Raw genomic sequence first — 21,084 nt, 5'->3', positions numbered from 1 at the left:
TTGAATCGGGAGTTCCGACTCGACGGCTAGGTGGAGCGGACGGCGACGATGTCGGCGAAGGCCTCGAGGGCGTCGCGCACGGGGCCGTGCGGTACGACGGCGAGGTGGTCCTTGGCCTCCCGGGCGCGGGCCACGACGTACGCGCGGGCCTCGTCGAGGGCGGGGTGCTTGCGGAGCAGGTCCAGCGCCTCCGCGTGCCGGTCGTCATCGGTGAGGTCCCCGTCGAGCAGCTCGATGAGGCGGGCGTCGGCGGGGTCGTTCGCCGCCCGAGCCATCAGGACCGGCAGCGTGGGGACGCCCTCGCGCAGGTCGGTGCCGGGCGTCTTGCCGGACTCCCCGGAGTCGGAGGCGATGTCGAGGATGTCGTCGGAGAGCTGGAACGCCGAGCCGACGATCTCGCCGTACGACGTGAGCGCCTCCTCGACCTCCTGCGTGGCACCGCCGAAGCGCGCGCCGTACCTGGCCGACGTCGCGATCAGCGACCCGGTCTTGCCCGCGACGACGTCGAGGTAGTGGGCGAGCGGGTCCTCGCCCTCCTGCGGCGCGACCGTCTCGAGGATCTGGCCCTCGACGAGCCGGGTGAAGGTCTTCGCCTGGATGCGGACGGCCTCCGCGCCGAGCTCGGCGGTCAGCTCCGAGGACTTCGAGAACAGGAAGTCCCCGGTGAGGATCGCGACGTGGTTGCCCCAGCGTGAGTGCGCCGTGTCGGCGCCACGGCGCAGCTCGGCCTCGTCCATGACGTCGTCGTGGTACAGCGACGCGAGGTGGGTCAGCTCCACCACGCAGGCCGCGGTGACGACCTCGTGGGAGTCGGGCCGGTCGCCCGCCTCCGCGGCGAGCAGCACCAGCAGCGGCCGGAACCGCTTCCCGCCGGCCTCCATCAGGTGGCTCGCGGTCTCGCTCACGAAACCGGCCCGGCTGCGCACGTGACCGGCCAGCGCCGCCTCGACCTCCGCCATCCGCTCCCGCAGGCGTAGGGCGAGCGCCGCGTCCGCGACGGGCAGGGCCAGAGCAGCTGAACTCGTGGTCACCTGACGAATTGTCCCGCATTCGCCGCGAGATCGAGCACCGGGCCGGGAACGATGCCCAGGACCAGCGTCGCGGCGACGCCGACGAGGATGGTGCCGGACGTCAGCAGGGACGGCCTGGTGACGACCGCGAGCTCGCCGTCAGCGGCGTCGCCGTCCACGAAGAACATCAGCACGATCACCCGCACGTAGAAGAACACCGCGATGATGCTGCACACGATCGCGGCGATCACGACCGGCCACGCGCCGGCCGACAGGGCGACGGTGAAGACCGCCCACTTGCCGACGAACCCGGCCGTCAGCGGGATGCCCGCCATCGAGAGCAGGAAGAACGCGAACAGGCCGGCCACCAGCGGTGACCGCCGGCCGAGGCCCTGCCAGCGGGCGAACGTCGTCGCCTCGCCGCCCGAGTCGCGCACGAGCGTGACCACCGCGAACGCGCCGATGATCGCGAAGCCGTACGTCGCCAGGTAGAACAGCACCGCCTGCAGCGAGGTGACCTGCCCGTCGGAGAGCTCCGAGGCCTGCTGGACGCCGAGGACGCCGGTGAGCAGGAAGCCGGTGTGCGCCACCGACGAGTACGCCAGCAGCCGCTTCATGTCGGTCTGCACGACCGCCAGTACGGCGCCCACGACCATCGTCAGGATCGCGATCACCCAGAGCATCGGCTGCCACGACCAGCGGTCCGACCCGAAGGCCACGTAGTAGAGCCGCAGCATCGCGCCGAACGCCGCGATCTTGGTGCCGGCCGCCATGAACGCCGTGACCGGGGTCGGGGCGCCCTGGTAGACGTCGGGCGTCCAGCTGTGGAACGGCGCCGCGCCGACCTTGAAGAGCAGGCCTACCGAGACCATCCCGAGGCCGATCAGCAGCAGGACGCCGTTGTCGGTGTCGTTGCGCACCGCCTCGTTGATCTCGGCGAAGCCCATCGAGCCCGCGAAGCCGTAGACCAGCGCGACGCCGTAGGCGAAGAAGGCCGAGGAGAATGCACCGAGCAGGAAGTACTTGAGGGCCGCCTCCTGGCTGAGCAGCCGGCGCCGGCGCGCCAGGCCGCAGAGGAGGTAGAGCGGCAGCGAGAGGACCTCGAGGGCCACGAACAGCGTCAGCAGGTCGTTCGCGGCGGGGAACAGCATCATGCCGCCGACCGCGAACATCATCAGCGGGTAGACCTCGGTGTGCTCGAGGCCGCGGGTCGACGCCAGGCGCTCGGCCTCGGTGCCGGGCAGCGCGGCGGCCTGGCCGGCGAACGCCGACACCCCGCCCTCGAGCCGGCGCTCCGCGAAGAGCAGCACGCCGCCGATCGCGAAGACCAGGATGATGCCCCAGAGGAAGACGGTCGGGCCGTCGACGACGATCGTGCCCTCCACGTCGATCGCGCCGCGGGCCACCCCGCCGCCGAGCTCGTCGAGGTTGCTGCCGACCCAGATGGTGCCGCCCAGAGCGACCACCAGGCCCAGCGCCGCCAGCACGGTCTGCACCCCGAACCGCAGCGCACGCGGCACGAACGCCTCGATCACCACACCGGCGCAGGCCACGCCGTACACGACCAGCATCGGCCACAGCTGGCTGTACTCGATCGTGGGCTTCACGAAGTCCATCAGTGAGCACCTTCCTCGGCGTTGACCGGAACCATCGGGTCGTCGTCGGAGACGCCGACGTGATGCAGCAGGGACTCGACGGTCGGGTTCGCAGCGTTCAGCAGCGGCATCGGGTAGAAGCCGAAGAGGACCAGCGCGGCGACCAAGGGTACGACGGCGACCAGCTCGCGCCGGTTCAGGTCGGTCATCACGGCGTCACCCGGCGTGGGCGGACCGGTCATCGTGCGCTGGTAGAGCCAGAGCACGTACACCGCCGCCAGCACGGTGCCGGTGACCGAGACGGCGCCCACCCACCAGTGGTAGTCGAACGCGGCGATCATCACCATGATCTCGGAGACGAACTGGCTCAGGCCGGGCAGGCCGAGCGTCGCCAGGCCCGCCACCAGGAACAGCCCGGCGAGCACGGGCGCCCTGCTCTCGACGCCGGTGATCTCGCTGATGAGGGACGTGCCCTTGCGCCGGATCAGGAAGCCGGCGATCAGGAACAGCGCGGCCGTGCCGACACCGTGGTTGACCATGTAGAGGATCGAGCCGGACCCGCCCTGCGTGGTGAGCGCGAAGATGCCGAGCGTGATGAAGCCGAAGTGGCTCAGCGAGGTCAGTCCGATCAGGCGCAGGATGTCGTCCTGCCCGATCGCCATTAACGCGCCGTACACGATCGAGATCAGCGCGAGCGTCACCACCACCGGTGTCGCCCACTGCGAGGCCTCCGGGAACAGGCCGAGGCAGAACCGCAGCATCCCGAAGGTGCCGATCTTGTCGAGGATGCAGACCAGCAGCACAGACGTGCCGGGGGTGGCCTTCTCGGTGGTGTCCGCGAGCCAGGTGTGCAGCGGGAACAGCGGCGCCTTCACGGCGAACGCGATCATGAAGCCGACGAACAGCCATCGCTCCCACGTCTGGCTCATGTCGACGTTCTGGAGGTCCGAGAGCAGGTACGACGGGCTGCCGGCCTGCGCGGACACGACGTACAGCCCGATCACCGCGGCCAGCAGGACCAGGCCGCCGCCGAGCTGGTACATCAGGAACTTCAGCGCCGCGAACGCCCGGCCCTCGCGGCCGAAGCGGCCGATGAGGAAGTACGCCGGGATCAGCGTGGCCTCGAAGACGACGTAGAAGAGGAACACGTCGGTGGCGGCGAAGACCACGAGCGCGAACGCCTCGAGCGCGAGTGCCCAGGCGAAGAACGACGCCGGGTCGCGGCCGTCGGCCTCGTGCCAGGACGCGACGAAGACGACCGGGACGAGCGCGACGGTCAGCAGGATCAGCAGCAGGCCGAGGCCGTCGACACCGAGCGCGTAGTGCACGCCGAACGCCGAGATCCAGTCGTGGGTCTCGGTCATCTGCATGCCGGTACCGGCGTCGTACTGCACCGCGATCGCGACACCGACGGCGAGCGTCAGCACCGAGACCGCGAGCCCGACCTGCTTGGGCAGCAGCTCGCCGCGCGTCCGCGGCACGAACGCCGTCACGACCGCGCCGACGAACGGCACCGCCCAGAGGACGGTGAGCCAGGGGAAGTCGCTCATGTGAGGTTCACCGCCAGGAGGGCCAGGACGACGATCAGTGCGCCGCCGAGGAGGGACAGGGCGTAGGAGCGGACGAAGCCGTTCTGCGCGCGCCGGGCGATCGTCGCGATCGCGCCGATCGCGACCGGGCCGCCGGTGAGGACACCGTCGACGACCCGCTTGTCGGTGACGAGCAGCCCCGAGGTCAGGTGCCGGCTCGGATTCACGACCAGGGTGTCGTTGATCTGGTTGCCGTAGACCTCCTCGCGGCCCGCGCGGGTCACGAAGGAGACGTCCCGCGGGGCCTCGCGCGGCACCGCGTGCCGGCCGAAGACGAACCAGGCGACGGCGACCCCGATCGCGACCACGACGACCGCGATGGCGCTGACCGCGAGCACGGGGATCGGTGGGTCCTCGTGCTCGGAAACACCGGTGACGGGCTGGAGGAAGTCCACGATCCACTCGCCGGCCAGCATGATGCCGCCGAGGACCGAGAGGGCCGCGAGCACGACGAGCGGACCGGTCATCACCGCGGGCGACTCGTGCGGGTGGACGCCCTTGGACCAGCGCTTCTCGGTGAAGAACGTCATCAGCATCAGCCGCGTCATGTAGAAGCCCGTGACGCCGGCACCGAGGAGGGCGACCAGGCCGACCACGATGTTCTGGGTGAGCGCGACCTCGATGATCTTGTCCTTCGACCAGAACCCGGAGAAGCCGGGGAAGCCGATGATCGCGAGGTAGCCCATCGCAAAGGTGAGGAACGTGATCGGCATGGCCTTGCGGATCGCCCCGTAGTGGCGCATGTCGACGTCGTCGTCCATGCCGTGCATGACCGAGCCGGCGCCGAGGAACATGTTGGCCTTGAAGAAGCCGTGGGTCAGCAGGTGGAAGATCGCGAACGCGTAGCCGGCGACGCCGAGGCCAGCGCCGAGCATCATGTAGCCGATCTGGCTCATCGTGGAGCCGGCCAGCGCCTTCTTGATGTCGTCCTTCGCGCAGCCGATCCAGGCACCCCAGAGGATCGAGATCCCCGCGATCACGATGACCACCGTCTGGGCGTTCGGTGCGAGCTCGAAGACGAAGTTCGACCGGACGATCAGGTAGACGCCGGCGGTCACCATGGTCGCCGCGTGGATGAGCGCCGAGACCGGCGTGGGGCCCTCCATCGCGTCGAGCAGCCAGGCCTGCAGCGGGAACTGCGCGGACTTGCCGCACGCGGCCAGCAGGAGCAGCAGGCCGAGGACCGTCATCTGGGTCTCGGACGCGTTGCCGGCGGCCGAGCTGATGACCGAGAAGCTCGTCGAGCCGAAGAGGACGAAGAACATCATGATCGCCAGCGAGAGACCCATGTCGCCCACGCGGTTGATCACGAACGCCTTCTTGGCCGCGGCGGCGGCGGACGGCTTGTGCTGCCAGAAGCCGATCAGGAGGTACGACGCCAGGCCGACGCCCTCCCAGCCGAGGAACAGCCCGAGGTAGTTCTCGGACAGCACCAGCATCAGCATCGCCGCGACGAACAGGTTGAGGTACCCGAAGAAGCGGCGCCGGCGCGGGTCGTGCGCCATGTAGCCGATCGAGTAGATGTGGATCAGCGAGCCGACGCCGGTGATCAGCAGCAGGAACAGCGCCGACAAGGGGTCGTAGAGCAGGTCCATCCCGACGTTCAGGTGGCCGGCCTCGATCCAGGTGTAGAGGTGCTGCATCACCTGGCGGTCGCTGTCGTCCCGGCCGAGGACCGAGATGAACATGACCAGCGAGATCACGAACGAGCCGATCGGCAGCAGGGTGCCGAGCAGGTGACCCCACCTGTCGGTGTACTTCCCGCCGACCAGCAGGATCGCGGCGCCGGCGAGCGGCAGCGCGACCACCAGCCAGAGCAGCGCGAAGACCCCGTCGGCCGACGACGGGTCGACGACCGGGATCGACTCGCCTCCTTGGAGTGCGTACATCTGGGCGTACCTCTCAGTACTTCAGGAGGCTGGCGTCGTCGACGGAGGCCGAGCGACGGGTGCGGAAGATGGTCATGATGATCGCGAGCCCGACGACGACCTCGGCCGCGGCCACCACCATCACGAAGAAGGCGGCGATCTGGCCGTCGAGGTTGCCGTGCTGCTTGGCGAAGGCGACGAGTGCGAGGTTCGTGGCGTTGAGCATCAGCTCGATGCACATGAACACGACGATCGCGTTGCGCCGCGTCAGCACGCCCACGCAGCCGATCGTGAACAGGATCCCGGAGAGGACGACGTACGCCGTGATGTTCACTGGTGGTCACCTCCGGTCGCGGGCGTGGTCTCGGTCGTCGTCGCGGGTGCCTCGCTCTGCCGGCCGGCGTGGGGGGCGCCGCCGATCTGGCCCTCGATCACGGTGATGTCGTCGGCCAGCGCCGGCGCGGACCGCACCGTGCCCCGGGCGACGAGCACCCGGGAGATCGACGCCTCGGACGGGGTGCCGTCCGGGAGCAGCGCCGGGGTGTCGACCGCGTTGTGGCGGGCGTAGACGCCCGGAGTCGGCAGCGGGCCGAGGTGGGTGCCCTTCTCGGCGTAGTCGCGGACGCGCTGCGCCGCCAGGCTGGTCTGCGTCGACTTGGGCGTCAAGCGCTCGCGGTGGGCGAGCACCATCGCCCCGACCGCCGCCGTGATCAGCAGGGCGCTGGTCACCTCGAAGCCGAAGACGTAGTGGGAGAACAGGATGTTCGCGAGCGCCTGGATGTTGCCGGCGTCGTTCGCCTCGTCGAGGCCGACCGCAGTGCCCAGCGAGATCTGGCCGAGACCGATCACGAGCACCAGCCCGAGCAGCAGGCCGCCGATCATCGCCGCCACCCGCTGGCCGCGGATCGTCTCCACCACCGAGTCCGAGGCGTCGACGCCGACCAGCATCAGCACGAACAGGAACAGCATCAGGATCGCGCCGGTGTAGACGATGATCTGCACCGCGAACAGGAACGGCGCGTCGAGCGCGGCGTACAGGATCGCGAGGCTGATCATCACCACGGCCAGCAGCAGGGCCGCGTGCACGGCCTTGCGGACGAACAGGATGCCCAGCGCCGCGATCGTCATGATCGGCGCGAGGATCCAGAAGGCGATCACTTGCCCGCCTCCCGTCCGGTCGGCGCCGGCGCCGCGAACTCGCCGCGGTAGTACGCGCCCTCGTCGTCACCGAGCCGCATCGGGTGCGGCGGCTGCTCCATCCCTGGCAGCAGCGGGGCGAGGAGGTCCTGCTTCTCGTAGATGAGGTCCGCGCGGTTGTCGTCGGCGAGCTCGTACTCGTTGGTCATCGTCAGCGCGCGGGTGGGGCAGGCCTCGATGCACAGGCCGCACAGGATGCAGCGCAGGTAGTTGATCTGGTAGACGCGGCCGTACCGCTCACCAGGGCTGAACCGACCGTCGGGGTCGTCGGTGTTCGAGGCGCCCTCCACGTAGATCGCGTCCGCCGGGCAGGCCCACGCGCACAGCTCGCAGCCGATGCACTTCTCGAGGCCGTCGGGCCAGCGGTTGAGCTGGTGCCGGCCGTGGAAGCGTGGCGCGGTCGGCGTCTTCTCGAACGGGTACTGCTCGGTGACGACCTTCTTGAACATGGTCCGGAACGTGACGCCGAAGCCGGCGACCGGATCCCAGAACTGCTCCTTGAGGCTCTTGGACGATTCGTCGGCCATCAGGCGTCGCCTCCCGTGACGGTGGAGCTCGTGCGGAACGTGAGCGGCTGCGCAGCGCCGCGGACCGGGCCGCCGGTCGGCATCGGCGGGACCGGGAACCCACCCGGGGTGGCCGCTGCCGGCTCGGTGGTGTCCTCGGCCTCGGCCCGGTCGCCGATGAAGAACAGGACCAGGAAGAACACCGCGAGGATGCCGATGCCGATCATCAGGTAGCGCCGGTCGAGACCGCCGTCGAGCGAGATCGCCCGGATGGTCGCCACCGCGACGATCCAGACCAGCGCGATCGGGATCAGCCGCTTCCAGCCGAACGCCATGAACTGGTCGTACCGGAGCCGCGGCAGCGAGCCGCGGAGCCAGATGAACAGGAAGATGAAGAACATGATCTTGCCGAAGAACCACAACAGCGGCCAGTAGCCCTCGTTGGCGCCCGCCCACGCGTGGTCGATCCAGAACGGCGCGTGCCAGCCGCCGAGGAACAGCGTCGTCGCGAGCGCGGAGACCGTCGCCATGTTGATGTACTCGGCAAGGAAGAACAGGGCGAACTTCAGCGAGCTGTACTCGGTGTGGAAGCCGCCGACCAGCTCGCCCTCGGCCTCCGGGAGGTCGAACGGCGCCCGGTTGGTCTCGCCGACCATGGCGATCATGTAGATCACGAACGACGGCACCAGGATCAGGCCGAACCACAGGTCGTCCTGGGCCGCCACGATCTCGGAGGTCGACATCGAGCCGGCGTACAGGAACACCGCCACCAGCGCGAGGCCCATCGCGACCTCGTAGGAGATCATCTGGGCGCTCGAGCGCAGGCCGCCGAGCAGGGAGTACGTCGAGCCGCTGGACCAGCCGCCGAGGACGATGCCGTAGATGCCGACCGAGGCGATCGCCAGCACGAACAGCACCGCCACCGGCATGTCGGTCAGCTGGAGCGGCGTCTCCTGGCCGAAGAAGTTCACCACCGGGCCGAACGGGATCACCGCGAACGTCACGAACGCGGCCGTCGCGGAGATCACCGGCGCCAGGACGAAGACCACCTTGTCCGCGGCCTTCGGGACGATGTCCTCCTTCAGCGCCAGCTTCACGCCGTCGGCCAGCGACTGCAGCAGGCCGAACGGGCCGTGCACGTTCGGGCCGATGCGGTGCTGCATCCGGGCCACGACGCGGCGCTCCCACCAGATGTTGAAGAGCGTCAGCAGCACCAGGATCAGGAAGATGAACACGGCCTTGAGCCCGATCACCCACCACGCGTCCTGCCCGAACATCGACAGGTCGTCGGCCATGACGATCACTGGTCAGCTCCCTTCGTGACGGTCACGCGGCTGCCGGGCGAGGCCAGGTCGGCCAGCACGCCGTTGCCGAACGAGTTGGCCGGGACCCACACGACGTCGTCGTCGAGGTCGGCCACCTCGGCCGGCAGCGTGACCGAGCCGCGGTCACCGGTGAGGGTGACCGTCGGGCCGTGCGCGTCGTACGCCGCCCGGCTGAGCCGCGCGACCGGAGCCCGGCCGGTGGCGCGGTAGGCCTTGTCGCCGTCCTGCATGGAACCGTTGTCGACCAGCAGCTTCCAGGTCGCCAGGGCGAAGTCCCCGGTCGCTGGCCGAGTCGCGGCCGAGGAACGAGGCGACCCGTCGAGACCGGCGCGCTCGCCGTCCCACGGCCCCATGTCCTCCATCTGCGCACGGGCCTCGGCGACCGTCCGGAAGCCCAGCGGCGTGTCGAGCTCCTCGGCGATGCCGGCCAGGATGCGCAGGTCGGGCAGCGAGGTCGGGCTGGAGAACACGGCCTCGAAGGTCCGCGGGCGGCCCTCCCAGGTGACGAACATGCCGGCCTTGTCCACGACCGGCGCGACGGGGAAGACCACGTCGGCGGCCCGGGTCACCTCGGTCTCGCGGAGCTCGAGGGCGACGACGAACGACGCCGCCTCGATCGCCGCGCGCGTGGCGGCCGGGTCGCTGGTGTCGTCGGGGTCGACGCCGCTGACGACCAGGCCGCGGAGCTCACCCGAGGCGAGCGCCGCGACGATGGCGTCGGCGTCCCGGCCGGGTGCCTCCGGCAGCCGGTCGACGCCCCACGCGGTCGCCGCGTCGACGCGGGCGGCCGGGTCGGTGACGGGACGCCCGCCGGGGAGCAGGTTCGGGAGGCAGCCGGTCTCGACGGCCCCGCGGTCGCCGGCGCGGCGGGGCACCCAGGCCAGCCGGGCGCCGGTCCTGGCGGACAGGCCGGCCGCGGCGGTCAGGGCGCCGGGGACGGTCGCCAACCGCTCGCCGACCAGGATCACGGACCGCTTGTCGATGCCGTGCTCGGCGTGCTCGACCATCGCGTCGAGAGCCGCGGCCTCGGCACCGGGCGCGGTGCGGACCAGGTGGCCGTGCATCTTGGCCAGGCCACGGGAGGCGTACGGCGCGATCGAGACCACCCGGGTCCCGCCACCGGGGCGGCCGGGGCTCGACGCCTTGCGCAGGCGCAGGAAGATCGTGGCCGCCTCGTCCTCGGGCTCGAGGCCCGCGAGCAGCACCGTCGAGGCCGACTCCAGGTCGGCGTACGTGACGGTGCTGCGGAGGACGACCTCGCTCGCGAGGAACGCCGCCTCCTCGGCCGAGTGCGGGCGGGCCCGGAAGTCGATGTCGTTGGTGCCGAGCGCGACGCGCGCGAACTTGCTGTACGCGTAGGCGTCCTCGGCGGTGACCCGGCCGCCGGTGAGCACGGCGGACGCGCCCGCTGCCTGCAGGCCGCGGGCCGCGACGGCGAAGGCCTCCGGCCACGACGCCGGTCGCAGGGAGCCGTCCTCGTCGCGGACCTGCGGGTAGGCCAGCCGGTCGGCCTCGGTCGCGTAGTGGAACGCGAACCGGTCCTTGTCGGTGATCCACTCCTCGTTGACCTCGGGGTCGTTGCCGGCCAGGCGGCGCATCACCTTCCCCCGGCGGTGGTCGACGCGGATCGCGGCACCGCAGGCGTCGTGCTCGGCGACGCTCGGAGTGGAGACGAGGTCGAACGGGCGGGAGCGGAAGCGGTAGTCGGCGCTGGTCAGCGCACCCACCGGGCAGATCTGGATGGTGTTGCCGGAGAAGTAGGAGTCGAACGGCTCGCGCTCGTAGATGCCGACCTGCTGCAGGGCACCGCGCTCGATGAGGGCGATGAAGGGGTCGCCGGCGATCTGCTCGGAGAACCTGGTGCAGCGCGCGCAGAGCACGCAGCGCTCGCGGTCGAGCAGCACCTGGGCGGAGATGTTGATCGGCTTCGGGTAGGTCCGCTTCAGGCCGTGGAAGCGGGACTCGCCGCGACCGTTGGACATCGCCTGGTTCTGCAGCGGGCACTCGCCGCCCTTGTCGCAGACCGGGCAGTCCAGCGGGTGGTTGATCAGCAGGAACTCCATGATCCCCTGCTGGGCCTTGTCGGCGACCTCGCTGGTGGCCTGGGTGTTCACGACCATGCCCTCGGCGACCGGCAGCGTGCAGGAGGCCTGCGGCTTCGGGAAGCCGCGGCCGTTGCCCGCGTCCGGCACGTCGACCAGGCACTGGCGGCAGGCGCCGACCGGCGCGAGCAGCGGGTGGTCGCAGAACCGCGGCACCTGCACGCCGACCTGCTCGGCGGCGCGGATCACGAGCGTGTCCTTGGGGACGCTGACCTGGATGCCGTCGATGGTCACGCTGACCAGGTCGGTCTTCTCCGGGGTGGTCGTCATGCGGGGTCCTCGCGAAGTTGTTCGATGGAGGAGCGAAGGGGGGGAAGCGAAGAACTTCGTGGGGTGCTCATGCTGTGGCTCCCTCGGGCGCGAAGAGGGTGGCGGCGGCCGGGTCGAACGGGCACCCGCCGTTGCTCAGGTGGGCGAGGTACTCGTCGCGGAAGTACTGGATCGAGCTCTGGATCGGGCTGACCGCACCGTCGGCGAGCGCGCAGAACGAGCGACCGAGGATGTTGTCGCACTGGTCGAGCAGGAGGTCGAGGTCGGCCTCGCTGCCCTGGCCCTTCTCCAGCGCGGAGAGGGTCTGCACGAGCCACCAGGTGCCCTCGCGGCAGGGCGTGCACTTGCCGCAGGACTCGTGCTTGTAGAACTCCGTCCACCGCAGCGTCGCGCGCACCACGCACGTGGTGTCGTCGAAGATCTGCAGCGCACGGGTGCCGAGCATCGAGCCCGCGGCGCCGACGCCCTCGAAGTCGAGGGGTACGTCGAGGTGCTCGGCGGTGAGCAGCGGCGTGCTGGACCCGCCGGGCGTCCAGAACTTCAGCTCGTGGCCCTCGCGGACGCCGCCCGCGAGGTCGATGAGCGTGCGCAGCGTGATGCCGAGCGGCGCTTCGTACTGCCCCGGCCGCTGCACGTGGCCGGACAGCGAGAAGATGCCGAAGCCCTTGGACTTCTCGGTGCCCATCGAGCCGAACCAGCCGTGGCCGTGCTCGATGATGCTCGGCACCGAGGCGATCGACTCGACGTTGTTGATAACCGTCGGGCTGGCGTACAGGCCGGCGACCGCCGGGAACGGGGGACGCAGCCGCGGCTGCCCGCGGCGTCCCTCGAGGCCCTCCAGGAGAGCCGTCTCCTCACCGCAGATGTAGGCGCCGGCTCCGGCGTGCACGACGACGTCGAGGTCGAACCCGGAGCCGTGGATGTCCGTGCCGAGGTGGCCGGCCGCGTAGGCCTCCGCCACGGCGCGCTGCACCCGGCGGACCACGTGCAGGACCTCACCGCGGATGTAGATGAACGCCTTGTTCGCGCGGATCGCGTAGCTGCTGATGATGACGCCCTCGACCAGCGTGTGCGGGCTGGCCATCATCAGCGGGATGTCCTTGCAGGTGCCCGGCTCGGACTCGTCGGCGTTGACGACGAGGTACTTCGGCTTCGGGTTGTCCTGCGGGATGAAGCCCCACTTCATGCCGGTCGGGAAGCCGGCGCCGCCGCGGCCGCGCAGGCCGGACTCCTTGACCTCCTCGATCACGGCGTCGGGCGCCATCGCGAACGCCTTGTCGAGCGCCCGGTAGCCGCCGCGTGCTGCGTACGCCGCGAGCGTCCACGCGCGGTCGTCGCCCCAGTTGTCCGTGAGGACGGGGGTGAGGGTGTCCGTCATTCCTTGCCCTCCTCCTGCTTGGTCTCCGTCTCGGCACGCGACGTATCGGCCTGCTCGACCGCCTCGGTCTTCGAGCCGGCGGTGCTGCTGTCGCCGGCGTCGCTCTCCGGGTGCGGGGCGCTCCAGCCGCGGTCGCGGGCGATGCCGAGGCCGACCAGGGACGCCGGGCCGGCGGCCGGGCCGGCGTCGGCGAGGTCGTCGGGGAAGCCCGCGAGCACGCGCTCGGCCTCCCGCCAGGTGACGACCCGCGGACCGCGGGTCGAGGTGACCTCGGCCCCGGCGCGGAGGTCGTCGACGAGCTGGACCGCGGACTCCGGAGTCATGTTGTCCATGAACTCCCAGTTGACCATCATCACCGGCGCGTAGTCGCAGGCCGCGTTGCACTCGACGTGCTCGAGGGTGATCTTGCCGTCCTCGGTGGTCTCGTCGTTGCCGACGTCCAGGTGGCCCTTGAGCCGCTCGAAGATCAGGTCGCCGCCCATCACCGCGCACAGCGTGTTGGTGCAGACGCCGACGTGGTAGTCGCCCACCGGGCGGCGCTTGTACATCGTGTAGAACGTCGCGACGCCGCTGACGTCGGCGGCCGAGATGTCCAGGATCTCGGCGCAGGCCTCGATGCCCTCGGGGGTCACCCGGCCCTCGACCGACTGCACGAGGTGCAGCATCGGCAGCAGCCCCGAGCGCGGCTCCGGGTAGCGGGCCGCGATCTCGCGCAGCTCGCCGTACGTCTTGTCGTCGAGCATCAGCGGTCGACGCCTCCCATCACCGGGTCGATGGACGCGATCGCGACGATGACGTCGGCGACCATGCCGCCCTCGCTCATCACGCTCGTGGCCTGGAGGTTCGTGAACGACGGGTCGCGGAAGTGCGCCCGGAACGGGCGCGTGCCGCCGTCGGAGACGACGTGCGCACCGAGCTCGCCGCGCGGCGACTCGATCGGCACGTAGGCCTGGCCGGGCGGGACCCGGAAGCCCTCGGTGACCAGCTTGAAGTGGTGGATCAGGGCCTCCATCGACTCACCCATGATGTGCCGGATGTGGTCGAGGGAGTTGCCCATGCCGTCGCTGCCGATCGCGAGCTGGCTCGGCCAGGCGATCTTCTTGTCCGCGACCATGACCGGCGCGCCGTCGAGCCTCGCCAGCCGGTCGGCGGCCTGCTCGACGATGCGCAGGGACTCCCACATCTCGTTGAGACGGACCCGGAACCGGCCGTAGGAGTCGGCGGTGTCCCAGGTCTGCACGTCGAAGTCGTAGGTCTCGTAGCCCGAGTACGGCTGGGTCTTGCGGAGGTCCCACGGGTAGCCGGTGCTGCGCAGCACCGGACCGGACAGCCCGAGCGCGAGGCAGCCGGCGAGGTCGAGGTGGCCGACGCCCTCCAGCCTGGCCTTGAAGATCGGGTTCGCGTTGCAGAGGTCGGCGTACTCCTTGAGACGCTTGCGCATCAGGGCGATGAAGCCGCGGATCTCGTCGAGCGCACCCGGCGGCAGGTCCTGCGCGACCCCGCCCGGGCGGATGAACGCGTGGTTCATCCGCAGGCCGGTGATCAGCTCGAACAGGTCGAGCACCAGCTCCCGCTCGCGGAAGCCGACGGTCATCACGGTCAGGGCGCCGATCTCCATGCCGCCGGTCGCGATGCAGACCAGGTGCGAGGAGATCCGGTTCAGCTCCATGAGCAGGACCCGCATGACCTGGGCCTTCTCGGGCACGTCGTCCTCGATGTCGAGGAGTCGCTCGACGCCGAGCACGTAGGTCATCTCGTTGTAGAAGGGCGAGAGGTAGTCCATCCGGGTGCAGAACGTGACGCCCTGCGTCCAGGAGCGGAACTCCATGTTCTTCTCGATGCCGGTGTGCAGGTAGCCGATGCCGCAGCGGGCCTCGGTCACGGTCTCGCCCTCGAGCTCGAGGATCAGCCTGAGCACGCCGTGGGTCGACGGGTGCTGCGGGCCCATGTTGACGACGACCCGCTCGTCCGCCTCCTCGCCGAGGCCGTCGACGATGGAGTCCCAGTCCTGGCCGCTGACGGTGAAGACCCTGCCCTCGGTGGTCTCGCTGGCTCCGGCGTACATGTCCTGGCTCATCAGTTGTAGCTCCTGCGCTGGTCGGGCGGCGGGACGGTGGCGCCCTTGTACTCGACGGGGATGCCGCCCAGCGGGTAGTCCTTGCGCTGCGGATGGCCGGGCCAGTCGTCCGGCATCAGGATGCGCGTGAGGGCCGGGTGGCCATCGAACACGATGCCGAACATGTCGAAGGTCTCGCGCTCGTGCCAGTCGTTGGTGGGGTACACCGAGACGATCGACGGGATGTGCGGGTCGGCGTCGGGCGCGGTCACCTCGAGGCGGATCCGCCGGTTGTGGGTCATCGAGAGCAGGTGGTACACGGCGTGCAGCTCGCGCCCGGTGTCCTCGGGGTAGTGCACCCCGCTGACGCCCGAGCAGAACTCGAAGCGCAGCCGCTCGTCGTCGCGGAGCACCTGCGCCACGGCCACCAGGTCCTCCCGGCGCACGTGGAAGGTGATCTCGCCGCGGTGGATGACGACCCGGGGTACGGCGATCTCGACGGCGGCGTCGCCCGCCCGGCTCTCGACCAGCGCGGACTCGAGGGCGTCCGCCACCTCGTCGTACCAGCCGCCGTACGGGCGCTGGGCGTCACCGGGGAAGGCGATCGCCTGGACCAGGCCGCCGTACCCGCTGGTGTCGCCGGTGCCGTGGGTGCCGAACATGCCGTGCCGGACGCCGACCTGGTGCACCTCGCCGGCGGGAGCCGGGACGTTCTCCGGCGTCCGGTCCGTGTGGTCGCGCTCCGTCATCGCAGCTGTCCCTTCATCTGCGACGTCGGGAGCGCGGTGAGCGCCGCGGACTCGAGCTCGACGATCTCGTTCGCGCGATTGCCGCCGAGCTTCGCGTGCTGGACCTGGTCGTGCAGCTTGAGGATCGCGTCGATGAGCATCTCCGGGCGCGGCGGGCAGCCGGGGAGGTACATGTCGACGGGCACGACGTGGTCGACTCCCTGGACGACGGCGTAGTTGTTGAACATGCCGCCGCTGCTCGCGCAGACGCCCATCGCCAGCACCCACTTGGGGTTCGGCATCTGGTCGTAGATCTGGCGCAGCACCGGCGCCATCTTCTGGCTGACCCGGCCGGCGACGATCATCAGGTCGGCCTGGCGCGGGCTGGCACGGAACACCTCCATGCCGAACCGGGCCAGGTCGTACTTCGGACCGCCGGTCGTCATCATCTCGATGGCGCAGCACGCGAGGCCGAACGTGGCCGGCCAGAAGGACGCCTTGCGCATGTAGCCGGCGACGCCCTCGACGGTCGTCAGCAGGACGCCGCTGGGGAGCTTCTCCTCGATACCCACGTCAGTCCTCGCTTCTCAATCCCATTCCAGGCCGCCGCGTCGCCACACGTAGGCGTACGCGATGAACACGGTGGCGATGAACACGACCATCTCGGCGAGCCCGAACATCTTGAGCGAGTCGAAGTAGACCGCCCACGGGTACAGGAAGATGGTCTCGATGTCGAAGACGATGAACAGCATCGCGGTGATGTAGTACTTCACCGGGAACCGGCCACCGCCGACCGGCTGCGGGGTCGGCTCGATCCCGCACTCGTAGGAGTCCAGACGGGCCCGGTTGTAGCGCCGCGGGCCGACGGCGGTGCTCATGATCACGGAGAACACCGCGAACGCCGCGGCCAGGGCCGCCAGGGCCAGGACCGGCGTGTAGAGCTCCATGTCTCGCCTCTCTTCCGGACTCGCTGCCGAGCCGTTTCGCAGAGCCGCCTTGTGACTTTGTGAACTGAATCACGAAGTGGGCTGAGACACATCTAACCACTCGGGAAACGCCCTCGCACCCGGGGGTCGGCAACTGCCCGCGACGGCCCGCGACCGACCCGAGAACGAGCCTGACCTGCGGAATTACGGAACAGGATCGTGCCCTAATTCTCAGCCGGTGGCGCGGTGCAGGGCGACGATCCCCCCGGAGAGGTTCCGCCACTGCGGTGCGTGCCAGCCGGCCTCCCCGATCAGCGCCGCCAGGCCGCGCTGGTCGGGCCAGGCCCGGATGGACTCCGCCAGGTACACGTAGGCGTCCGGGGAGGACGAGACCGCGCGGGCGATCGGCGGCAGCGCGCGCATCAGGTACTCGAGGTAGACCGTGCGGAAGGGCGCCCAGGTGGGGTGGCTGAACTCGCACACCACGAGCCGGCCACCGGGGCGCGTGACGCGGCGCATCTCCGCCAGCCCGGCGCGGGGGTCGACGATGTTGCGCAGGCCGAACGAGATCGTCACCGCGTCGAAGGTGTCGTCCGCGAACGGCAGCCGGGTCCCGTCGCCGGCGGTGAAGGGCAGCTGCGGCCGCGCGGCCTTGCCGACCTGGAGCATGCCGAGCGAGAAGTCGCACGGGACGACGCGCGCGCCGCGCTCGGCGAACGGCTGGCTCGACGTCCCGGTGCCCGCCGCGAGGTCGAGGATCCGCTCGCCCGGCCGGGGATCGACGGCAGCGAGCACCGCACGCCGCCACTGGCGGTCCTGGCCGAGCGACAGCACGTCGTTGGTGACGTCGTACCGGCGGGCGACCGCGTCGAACATGGTGCGGACGTCGGACGGCTGCTTGTCGAGCTCTGCGCGGACCACGCGGCGAAGACTACTTCCGGTCACAGGTTGGTCACGGCGGCGGGGCTCGCCGGTCGACGTGCAACCGATCGGGCGCTCCAGGCGTCACCCTCGTGTCCGGCTCACTTCACTTCCCCGGGAGAGCTCATGCGTCGTCTGCTGTCCGTCCTCGCCGTCGCGGCCGTGCTGGTCGCGGGTGCCTTCCTGGCGGGCTACACCACCGACGACGGCCCGGCGGCGAGCCCGACCGCCGCCGGCACGGGCGCCGTCGAGGCCCCCACGCCGGCACCCACGCCGACCCGCACGCCGACCCGCACGCCACCGCCGACTGCCGCCCCGACCACCGCGCCGGTCAGCGTCGAGACGCCGCGGCCGAGCGCCACGGCCGGCGTACCGCTGCTCGGTCCCGGCGACGAGGGCCCCCGGGTCCGCGAGCTCCAGGCCCGGCTGAAGCAGATCTACTGGTTCGCCGCCGACGTCACCGGCGTGTACGGCGACGTGACGACCGAAGCCGTGCGCGGGTTCCAGGGCAAGCGGCAGATCCCCGTCACCGGCGACGTCGACCGGCGCACTCTCGACCGGCTGCTCGCGATGACCTCGGAGCCGACCGTGGCGGAGCTGCACAACCGAGCGAACCAGCCCGGCGCACTGGACCCGCGCTGCCGCACCGGCCGGGTGCTGTGCGTCGACAAGACCAGCAGCACCCTGCGCTGGGTCGTCGACGGCACGGTGCTGCAGACGCTCGACGTGCGGTTCGGTGCGTCCACGACGCCGACGCGCGAGGGCGTCTTCCACGTGTACCTCAAGGACGCCGACCACGTGTCGCACCTGTACGGCTCGTCGATGCCGCTCTCGATGTTCTTCTCCGGGGGCCAGGCGGTCCACTACTCGTCGGACTTCGCCACCGTCGGGTACGCCGGGGCGTCGCACGGCTGCGTCAACGTGCGCGACTACGACGGCCTGGCGAAGCTCTTCGGCCAGGTGCGCGTCGGCGACGCCGTGGTCGTCTACTGGTCCTGACCGGTGTCCTGCAGGTCGTCGAGCAGCGCGCCGGCGACCTTGACCAGATCCTCGGCCGGCACCGTCGACGACTGGATCTGGGCGGTGAGCTCGCCGTGGGAGACCTGGCACTGCACGGCGGACGGGTCCCCCGTCGAACCGTCCTGGCTCTGGCCGTAGGTGAGGATGCAGACGCCGTCCCCGACGTTGTCCATCGTGGTGCCGCCGGCGCCGTTGGTCGTCGCCGGATCGGTGAGCACGGTCGGTGCGAAGGCGCCACCCCGGGCCTGGAAGACCTGGATGAACACGGCCTTGGTGCCGTCGACGACGTAGCTGCGCGTCGCGGCAGGGGTCCCGAGCACGGCGGGCAGGACCTCGTTGCCGTACTTGGTGCTGGCCGCCTGCTGCTGCGCGATCTGGTCGGCCTGCTGGGCGAGCTGGCTGTCGGCGAAGGAGTCGGGGTCGTCGGCGGCGGCGTAGCCGCCCGGGAGCGTCGCGGGCAGCACGATGTCGATCGCGGGCGCGGCCTCGGGCTCGTCCGCACCGGACGCCTTGGGCAGGCCGATCGCGAACGCCGCCACCAGGCCGAGGAGGACGAGGCCGACGGCGATGCCGACCCAGGTGGACGTGCGGCTGTTCGAAGTGCTGGCGCTCACGTCCTGCGACGCTACCCGCACGCCCGACGGGGTCCGAGGCCGGGTCCGTGAGTACTCTCGGCTGCGTGACGATGACCGTCCGCACCGTCCGCCTCGACCTCGAGGAGGCCACGCGACTCCTCGACCTGGTCCCGGCCGACCGTCCGGTGACCTGGTTGCGGCGTGGCGACGGCCTCGTGGGCTGGGGCGTGGCCGCCGAGGTGCGCACGCACGGGGACACCCGGTTCGCGGACGCCGGCAAGTGGTGGAGCGAGCTGACCGCCCGTGCCGTCGTGCGCGACGACGTCAACGAGCCCGGGTCCGGGCTGGTGTCGTTCGGGACGTTCGCGTTCGCAGACGAGCCGGGCGACTCGGTGCTGGTCGTGCCCCGCGTGGTCGTCGGCCGCCGGGGCGACGTCGCCTGGCTGACCACCGTGGACGAGCCGGCGCCGGAGCTCGTGGCGACCGAGCCGCCGGCGGCGCCGTCGGGCGTGAGCTTCGCCGACGGAGCCCTCAACGGCGAGCAGTGGATGTCGGTGGTCGCCGACGCCGTCGCGCGGATCGGGCGCGGAGACCTGGAGAAGGTCGTCCTGGCCCGGGACCTGGTCGCCACCGCCGACGAGCCGATCGACGTGCGCTGGCCGCTGGGACGGCTGGCGGAGGTCTACCCGATGTGCTGGACGTTCCACGTCGACGGCATGTTCGGCGCGACGCCCGAGATGCTGGTGCGCCGCGAGCGCGGCCTGGTCACCTCGCGGGTGCTGGCCGGCACCATCCGGCGTACCGGGGACGACGAGCGCGACCTGGCGCTCGCCGCCACCCTGGCCCGCTCGTCCAAGGACCTCGAGGAGCACGAGTACGCCGTGCGCTCGGTCGCCGACGCGCTCGAGCCGCACTGCTCCTCGATGAACGTGCCCGAGGCGCCGTTCGTCCTGCACCTGCCGAACGTCATGCACCTCGCGACCGACGTCGCGGGAGTGGTGCACGACGCGGCCACCGTCTCGTCCCTCCAGCTCGCGGAGGCGCTGCATCCTTCCGCTGCCGTGGGCGGCACCCCGACCGCGGTCGCCACCGACCTGATCGCCCGGATCGAGGGCATGGACCGGGACCGGTACGCCGGGCCGGTCGGCTGGATGGACGCCGCCGGCGACGGTGAGTGGGGCATCGCGCTCCGCTCGGCACGCGTCTCCGGCTCGACCGTGCGGCTGTTCGCGGGCTGCGGCATCGTGGCGTCGTCCGACCCCGAGGCCGAGCTGGCCGAGGCACAGGCGAAGTTCGTGCCGGTCAGGGACGCGCTCACCGCGGACTAGCGTCCGGCTGGCGCGGCCTACAGGTCCTCGCCGTCGGCGCGGCGCACGTACTCCAGCCCTTCCTTCGGCAGGAACGCGTTCATGTGCTGCTCGAGGATGCCGTGTGCGGCCTCGGTGTAGATGCGGTCGTGGATGGCGAGGTTCCGGGGTGCCTTGACGGCGCGCGCGAACTCCACCGCCTCGGACGCCTTCAGCCACGGCGCCGACGACGGCACCAGGAGCACCTCGACCGCCTCGCCGGGCTCGGTGAGCGCGTCACCGGGGTGGTAGACCTTCGCGTCCCCGAGCGTCAGGACGTAGCCACTGTTGGTGATCCGCGGGAACTCCGGGTGGATCACGGCGTGCAGCTCGCCCACCGCGCGCACCGGGACCCCGACGTCGAACGTCGAGCCGGGGGCCACGACCGTGAGCCGCTCGGCGACGGCCGGCGCCTCCTCCCGGATCTTCGCCGCGACCGCCTCGATCGTGAACACCGGCGCCCCCGCGGCGAGCAGGTGGTCGGGCAGGTAGTGGTCGGCGTGCTCGTGGGTGATCAGCACGGCATCGGCGCTGTCGACGGCCGACGGATCGGTGAACACTCCCGGGTCGAGGACCACGGTCGTGCCGTCGTGCTCGACCCGGACGCAGGCGTGGCCGAACTTCGTGATCCGCATGCGCCTCACGGTAGCCCGCCCTTTCTACGATGCTCGC

20 protein-coding genes are annotated in these 21,084 nt (G+C 70.7%); 2 read left to right on the top strand and 18 right to left on the bottom strand.

What is annotated here, in order from left to right; genetic code table 11:
* Window positions 1-26: 26 nt before the first annotated feature.
* The 16 genes from N538_RS0120475 to N538_RS0120400 form a co-directional block, all read right to left on the bottom strand.
* A complete protein-coding gene (locus tag N538_RS0120475) occupies window positions 27-959 on the bottom strand; it encodes a polyprenyl synthetase family protein (RefSeq protein ID WP_081790606.1) in 933 nt (310 codons plus the stop codon).
* Window positions 960-1,027: 68 nt separating this feature from the next.
* Entirely contained in the window at window positions 1,028-2,626 is a 1,599-nt protein-coding gene (nuoN, locus tag N538_RS0120470) for an NADH-quinone oxidoreductase subunit NuoN (protein WP_028638849.1), read from the bottom strand.
* Window positions 2,626-4,155, bottom strand: a complete 1,530-nt coding sequence (locus N538_RS0120465; protein WP_028638848.1) for an NADH-quinone oxidoreductase subunit M — start codon at window positions 4,153-4,155, stop codon at window positions 2,626-2,628. The genes nuoN and N538_RS0120465 overlap by 1 nt, the downstream gene beginning before the upstream one ends.
* Complete coding sequence (nuoL, locus tag N538_RS0120460) at window positions 4,152-6,083, bottom strand: NADH-quinone oxidoreductase subunit L (protein ID WP_028638847.1); 1,932 nt, start codon at window positions 6,081-6,083, stop codon at window positions 4,152-4,154. The genes N538_RS0120465 and nuoL overlap by 4 nt, the downstream gene beginning before the upstream one ends.
* A gap of 13 nt (window positions 6,084-6,096) precedes the next feature.
* Window positions 6,097-6,396: an NADH-quinone oxidoreductase subunit NuoK gene (nuoK, locus tag N538_RS0120455; RefSeq protein ID WP_028638846.1), complete on the bottom strand. Its 300-nt coding sequence runs from the start codon at window positions 6,394-6,396 to the stop codon at window positions 6,097-6,099.
* A complete protein-coding gene (locus N538_RS26495; protein ID WP_036571409.1) occupies window positions 6,393-7,220 on the bottom strand; it encodes an NADH-quinone oxidoreductase subunit J in 828 nt (275 codons plus the stop codon). The genes nuoK and N538_RS26495 overlap by 4 nt, the downstream gene beginning before the upstream one ends.
* Window positions 7,217-7,786, bottom strand: a complete 570-nt coding sequence (gene nuoI, locus N538_RS0120445) for an NADH-quinone oxidoreductase subunit NuoI (RefSeq protein ID WP_028638845.1) — start codon at window positions 7,784-7,786, stop codon at window positions 7,217-7,219. The genes N538_RS26495 and nuoI overlap by 4 nt, the downstream gene beginning before the upstream one ends.
* Window positions 7,786-9,060: an NADH-quinone oxidoreductase subunit NuoH gene (nuoH, locus tag N538_RS26490; RefSeq protein ID WP_051549512.1), complete on the bottom strand. Its 1,275-nt coding sequence runs from the start codon at window positions 9,058-9,060 to the stop codon at window positions 7,786-7,788. The genes nuoI and nuoH overlap by 1 nt, the downstream gene beginning before the upstream one ends.
* 5 nt (window positions 9,061-9,065) lie before the next feature.
* Entirely contained in the window at window positions 9,066-11,462 is a 2,397-nt protein-coding gene (locus N538_RS0120435) for an NADH-quinone oxidoreductase subunit G (RefSeq protein WP_028638844.1), read from the bottom strand.
* A gap of 67 nt (window positions 11,463-11,529) precedes the next feature.
* Entirely contained in the window at window positions 11,530-12,840 is a 1,311-nt protein-coding gene (gene nuoF / locus N538_RS0120430; protein ID WP_028638843.1) for an NADH-quinone oxidoreductase subunit NuoF, read from the bottom strand.
* Window positions 12,837-13,583, bottom strand: a complete 747-nt coding sequence (gene nuoE, locus N538_RS26485) for an NADH-quinone oxidoreductase subunit NuoE (protein WP_036571407.1) — start codon at window positions 13,581-13,583, stop codon at window positions 12,837-12,839. Before nuoE ends, nuoF begins: the two co-directional genes overlap by 4 nt.
* Window positions 13,583-14,917: an NADH-quinone oxidoreductase subunit D gene (locus tag N538_RS0120420; protein WP_036571405.1), complete on the bottom strand. Its 1,335-nt coding sequence runs from the start codon at window positions 14,915-14,917 to the stop codon at window positions 13,583-13,585. Before N538_RS0120420 ends, nuoE begins: the two co-directional genes overlap by 1 nt.
* Window positions 14,917-15,645, bottom strand: coding sequence for an NADH-quinone oxidoreductase subunit C (locus tag N538_RS0120415; protein ID WP_028638841.1), 729 nt, complete (start codon window positions 15,643-15,645; stop codon window positions 14,917-14,919). Before N538_RS0120415 ends, N538_RS0120420 begins: the two co-directional genes overlap by 1 nt.
* Complete coding sequence (locus N538_RS0120410) at window positions 15,642-16,196, bottom strand: NuoB/complex I 20 kDa subunit family protein (RefSeq protein WP_028638840.1); 555 nt, start codon at window positions 16,194-16,196, stop codon at window positions 15,642-15,644. Before N538_RS0120410 ends, N538_RS0120415 begins: the two co-directional genes overlap by 4 nt.
* A 15-nt stretch (window positions 16,197-16,211) precedes the next feature.
* Window positions 16,212-16,571: an NADH-quinone oxidoreductase subunit A gene (locus tag N538_RS0120405; protein WP_028638839.1), complete on the bottom strand. Its 360-nt coding sequence runs from the start codon at window positions 16,569-16,571 to the stop codon at window positions 16,212-16,214.
* A gap of 210 nt (window positions 16,572-16,781) precedes the next feature.
* On the bottom strand, window positions 16,782-17,471 hold the full coding sequence (locus N538_RS0120400; protein ID WP_028638838.1) for a demethylmenaquinone methyltransferase: 690 nt from the start codon (window positions 17,469-17,471) through the stop codon (window positions 16,782-16,784).
* 126 nt (window positions 17,472-17,597) lie between these two features.
* Between N538_RS0120400 and N538_RS0120395 the strand changes: the two genes are divergently transcribed.
* Window positions 17,598-18,470: a L,D-transpeptidase family protein gene (locus tag N538_RS0120395; protein ID WP_028638837.1), complete on the top strand. Its 873-nt coding sequence runs from the start codon at window positions 17,598-17,600 to the stop codon at window positions 18,468-18,470.
* Here N538_RS0120395 and N538_RS0120390 read toward each other — a convergent pair.
* Window positions 18,458-19,105 carry a hypothetical protein gene (locus N538_RS0120390; RefSeq protein ID WP_028638836.1) on the bottom strand — a complete coding sequence of 216 codons (648 nt, stop codon included), beginning with the start codon at window positions 19,103-19,105 and terminating at the stop codon, window positions 18,458-18,460. The two genes, N538_RS0120395 and N538_RS0120390, sit on opposite strands and share 13 nt — an antisense overlap.
* Window positions 19,106-19,176: 71 nt before the next feature.
* Here N538_RS0120390 and N538_RS0120385 point away from each other — a divergent pair, with 71 nt between their 5' ends.
* Window positions 19,177-20,394: an isochorismate synthase gene (locus tag N538_RS0120385; protein WP_051549511.1), complete on the top strand. Its 1,218-nt coding sequence runs from the start codon at window positions 19,177-19,179 to the stop codon at window positions 20,392-20,394.
* 17 nt (window positions 20,395-20,411) lie between these two features.
* On the opposite strand, the gene N538_RS0120380 is transcribed toward N538_RS0120385, so the two are convergent.
* Window positions 20,412-21,047 (bottom strand): MBL fold metallo-hydrolase, encoded by a 636-nt coding sequence (locus tag N538_RS0120380; protein WP_028638834.1) that lies wholly within the window; start codon window positions 21,045-21,047, stop codon window positions 20,412-20,414.
* Between the last annotated feature and the right edge of the window lie 37 nt (window positions 21,048-21,084).

Source organism: Nocardioides sp. URHA0032 (assembly GCF_000620645.1).
Classification (GTDB): domain Bacteria; phylum Actinomycetota; class Actinomycetes; order Propionibacteriales; family Nocardioidaceae; genus Nocardioides.
This window is presented reverse-complemented; position numbering and strand designations above follow the sequence as displayed.

Excerpts from the sequence above, each read along its gene's own strand:
- N538_RS0120475 (WP_081790606.1), bottom strand. The coding sequence starts at position 959 with ATGGCGGAGGTCGAGGCGGCGCTGGCCGGTCACGTGCGCAGCCGGGCC.
- nuoN (WP_028638849.1), bottom strand. The coding sequence starts at position 2,626 with ATGGACTTCGTGAAGCCCACGATCGAGTACAGCCAGCTGTGGCCGATG.
- N538_RS0120465 (WP_028638848.1), bottom strand. The coding sequence starts at position 4,155 with ATGAGCGACTTCCCCTGGCTCACCGTCCTCTGGGCGGTGCCGTTCGTC.
- nuoL (WP_028638847.1), bottom strand. The coding sequence starts at position 6,083 with ATGTACGCACTCCAAGGAGGCGAGTCGATCCCGGTCGTCGACCCGTCG.
- nuoI (WP_028638845.1), bottom strand. The coding sequence starts at position 7,786 with ATGGCCGACGAATCGTCCAAGAGCCTCAAGGAGCAGTTCTGGGATCCG.
- nuoH (WP_051549512.1), bottom strand. The coding sequence starts at position 9,060 with ATGGCCGACGACCTGTCGATGTTCGGGCAGGACGCGTGGTGGGTGATC.
- N538_RS0120435 (WP_028638844.1), bottom strand. The coding sequence starts at position 11,462 with ATGACGACCACCCCGGAGAAGACCGACCTGGTCAGCGTGACCATCGAC.
- nuoF (WP_028638843.1), bottom strand. The coding sequence starts at position 12,840 with ATGACGGACACCCTCACCCCCGTCCTCACGGACAACTGGGGCGACGAC.
- nuoE (WP_036571407.1), bottom strand. The coding sequence starts at position 13,583 with ATGCTCGACGACAAGACGTACGGCGAGCTGCGCGAGATCGCGGCCCGC.
- N538_RS0120420 (WP_036571405.1), bottom strand. The coding sequence starts at position 14,917 with ATGAGCCAGGACATGTACGCCGGAGCCAGCGAGACCACCGAGGGCAGG.
- N538_RS0120415 (WP_028638841.1), bottom strand. The coding sequence starts at position 15,645 with ATGACGGAGCGCGACCACACGGACCGGACGCCGGAGAACGTCCCGGCT.
- N538_RS0120405 (WP_028638839.1), bottom strand. The coding sequence starts at position 16,571 with ATGGAGCTCTACACGCCGGTCCTGGCCCTGGCGGCCCTGGCCGCGGCG.
- N538_RS0120395 (WP_028638837.1), top strand. The coding sequence starts at position 17,598 with ATGCGTCGTCTGCTGTCCGTCCTCGCCGTCGCGGCCGTGCTGGTCGCG.
- N538_RS0120385 (WP_051549511.1), top strand. The coding sequence starts at position 19,177 with ATGACCGTCCGCACCGTCCGCCTCGACCTCGAGGAGGCCACGCGACTC.
- N538_RS0120380 (WP_028638834.1), bottom strand. The coding sequence starts at position 21,047 with ATGCGGATCACGAAGTTCGGCCACGCCTGCGTCCGGGTCGAGCACGAC.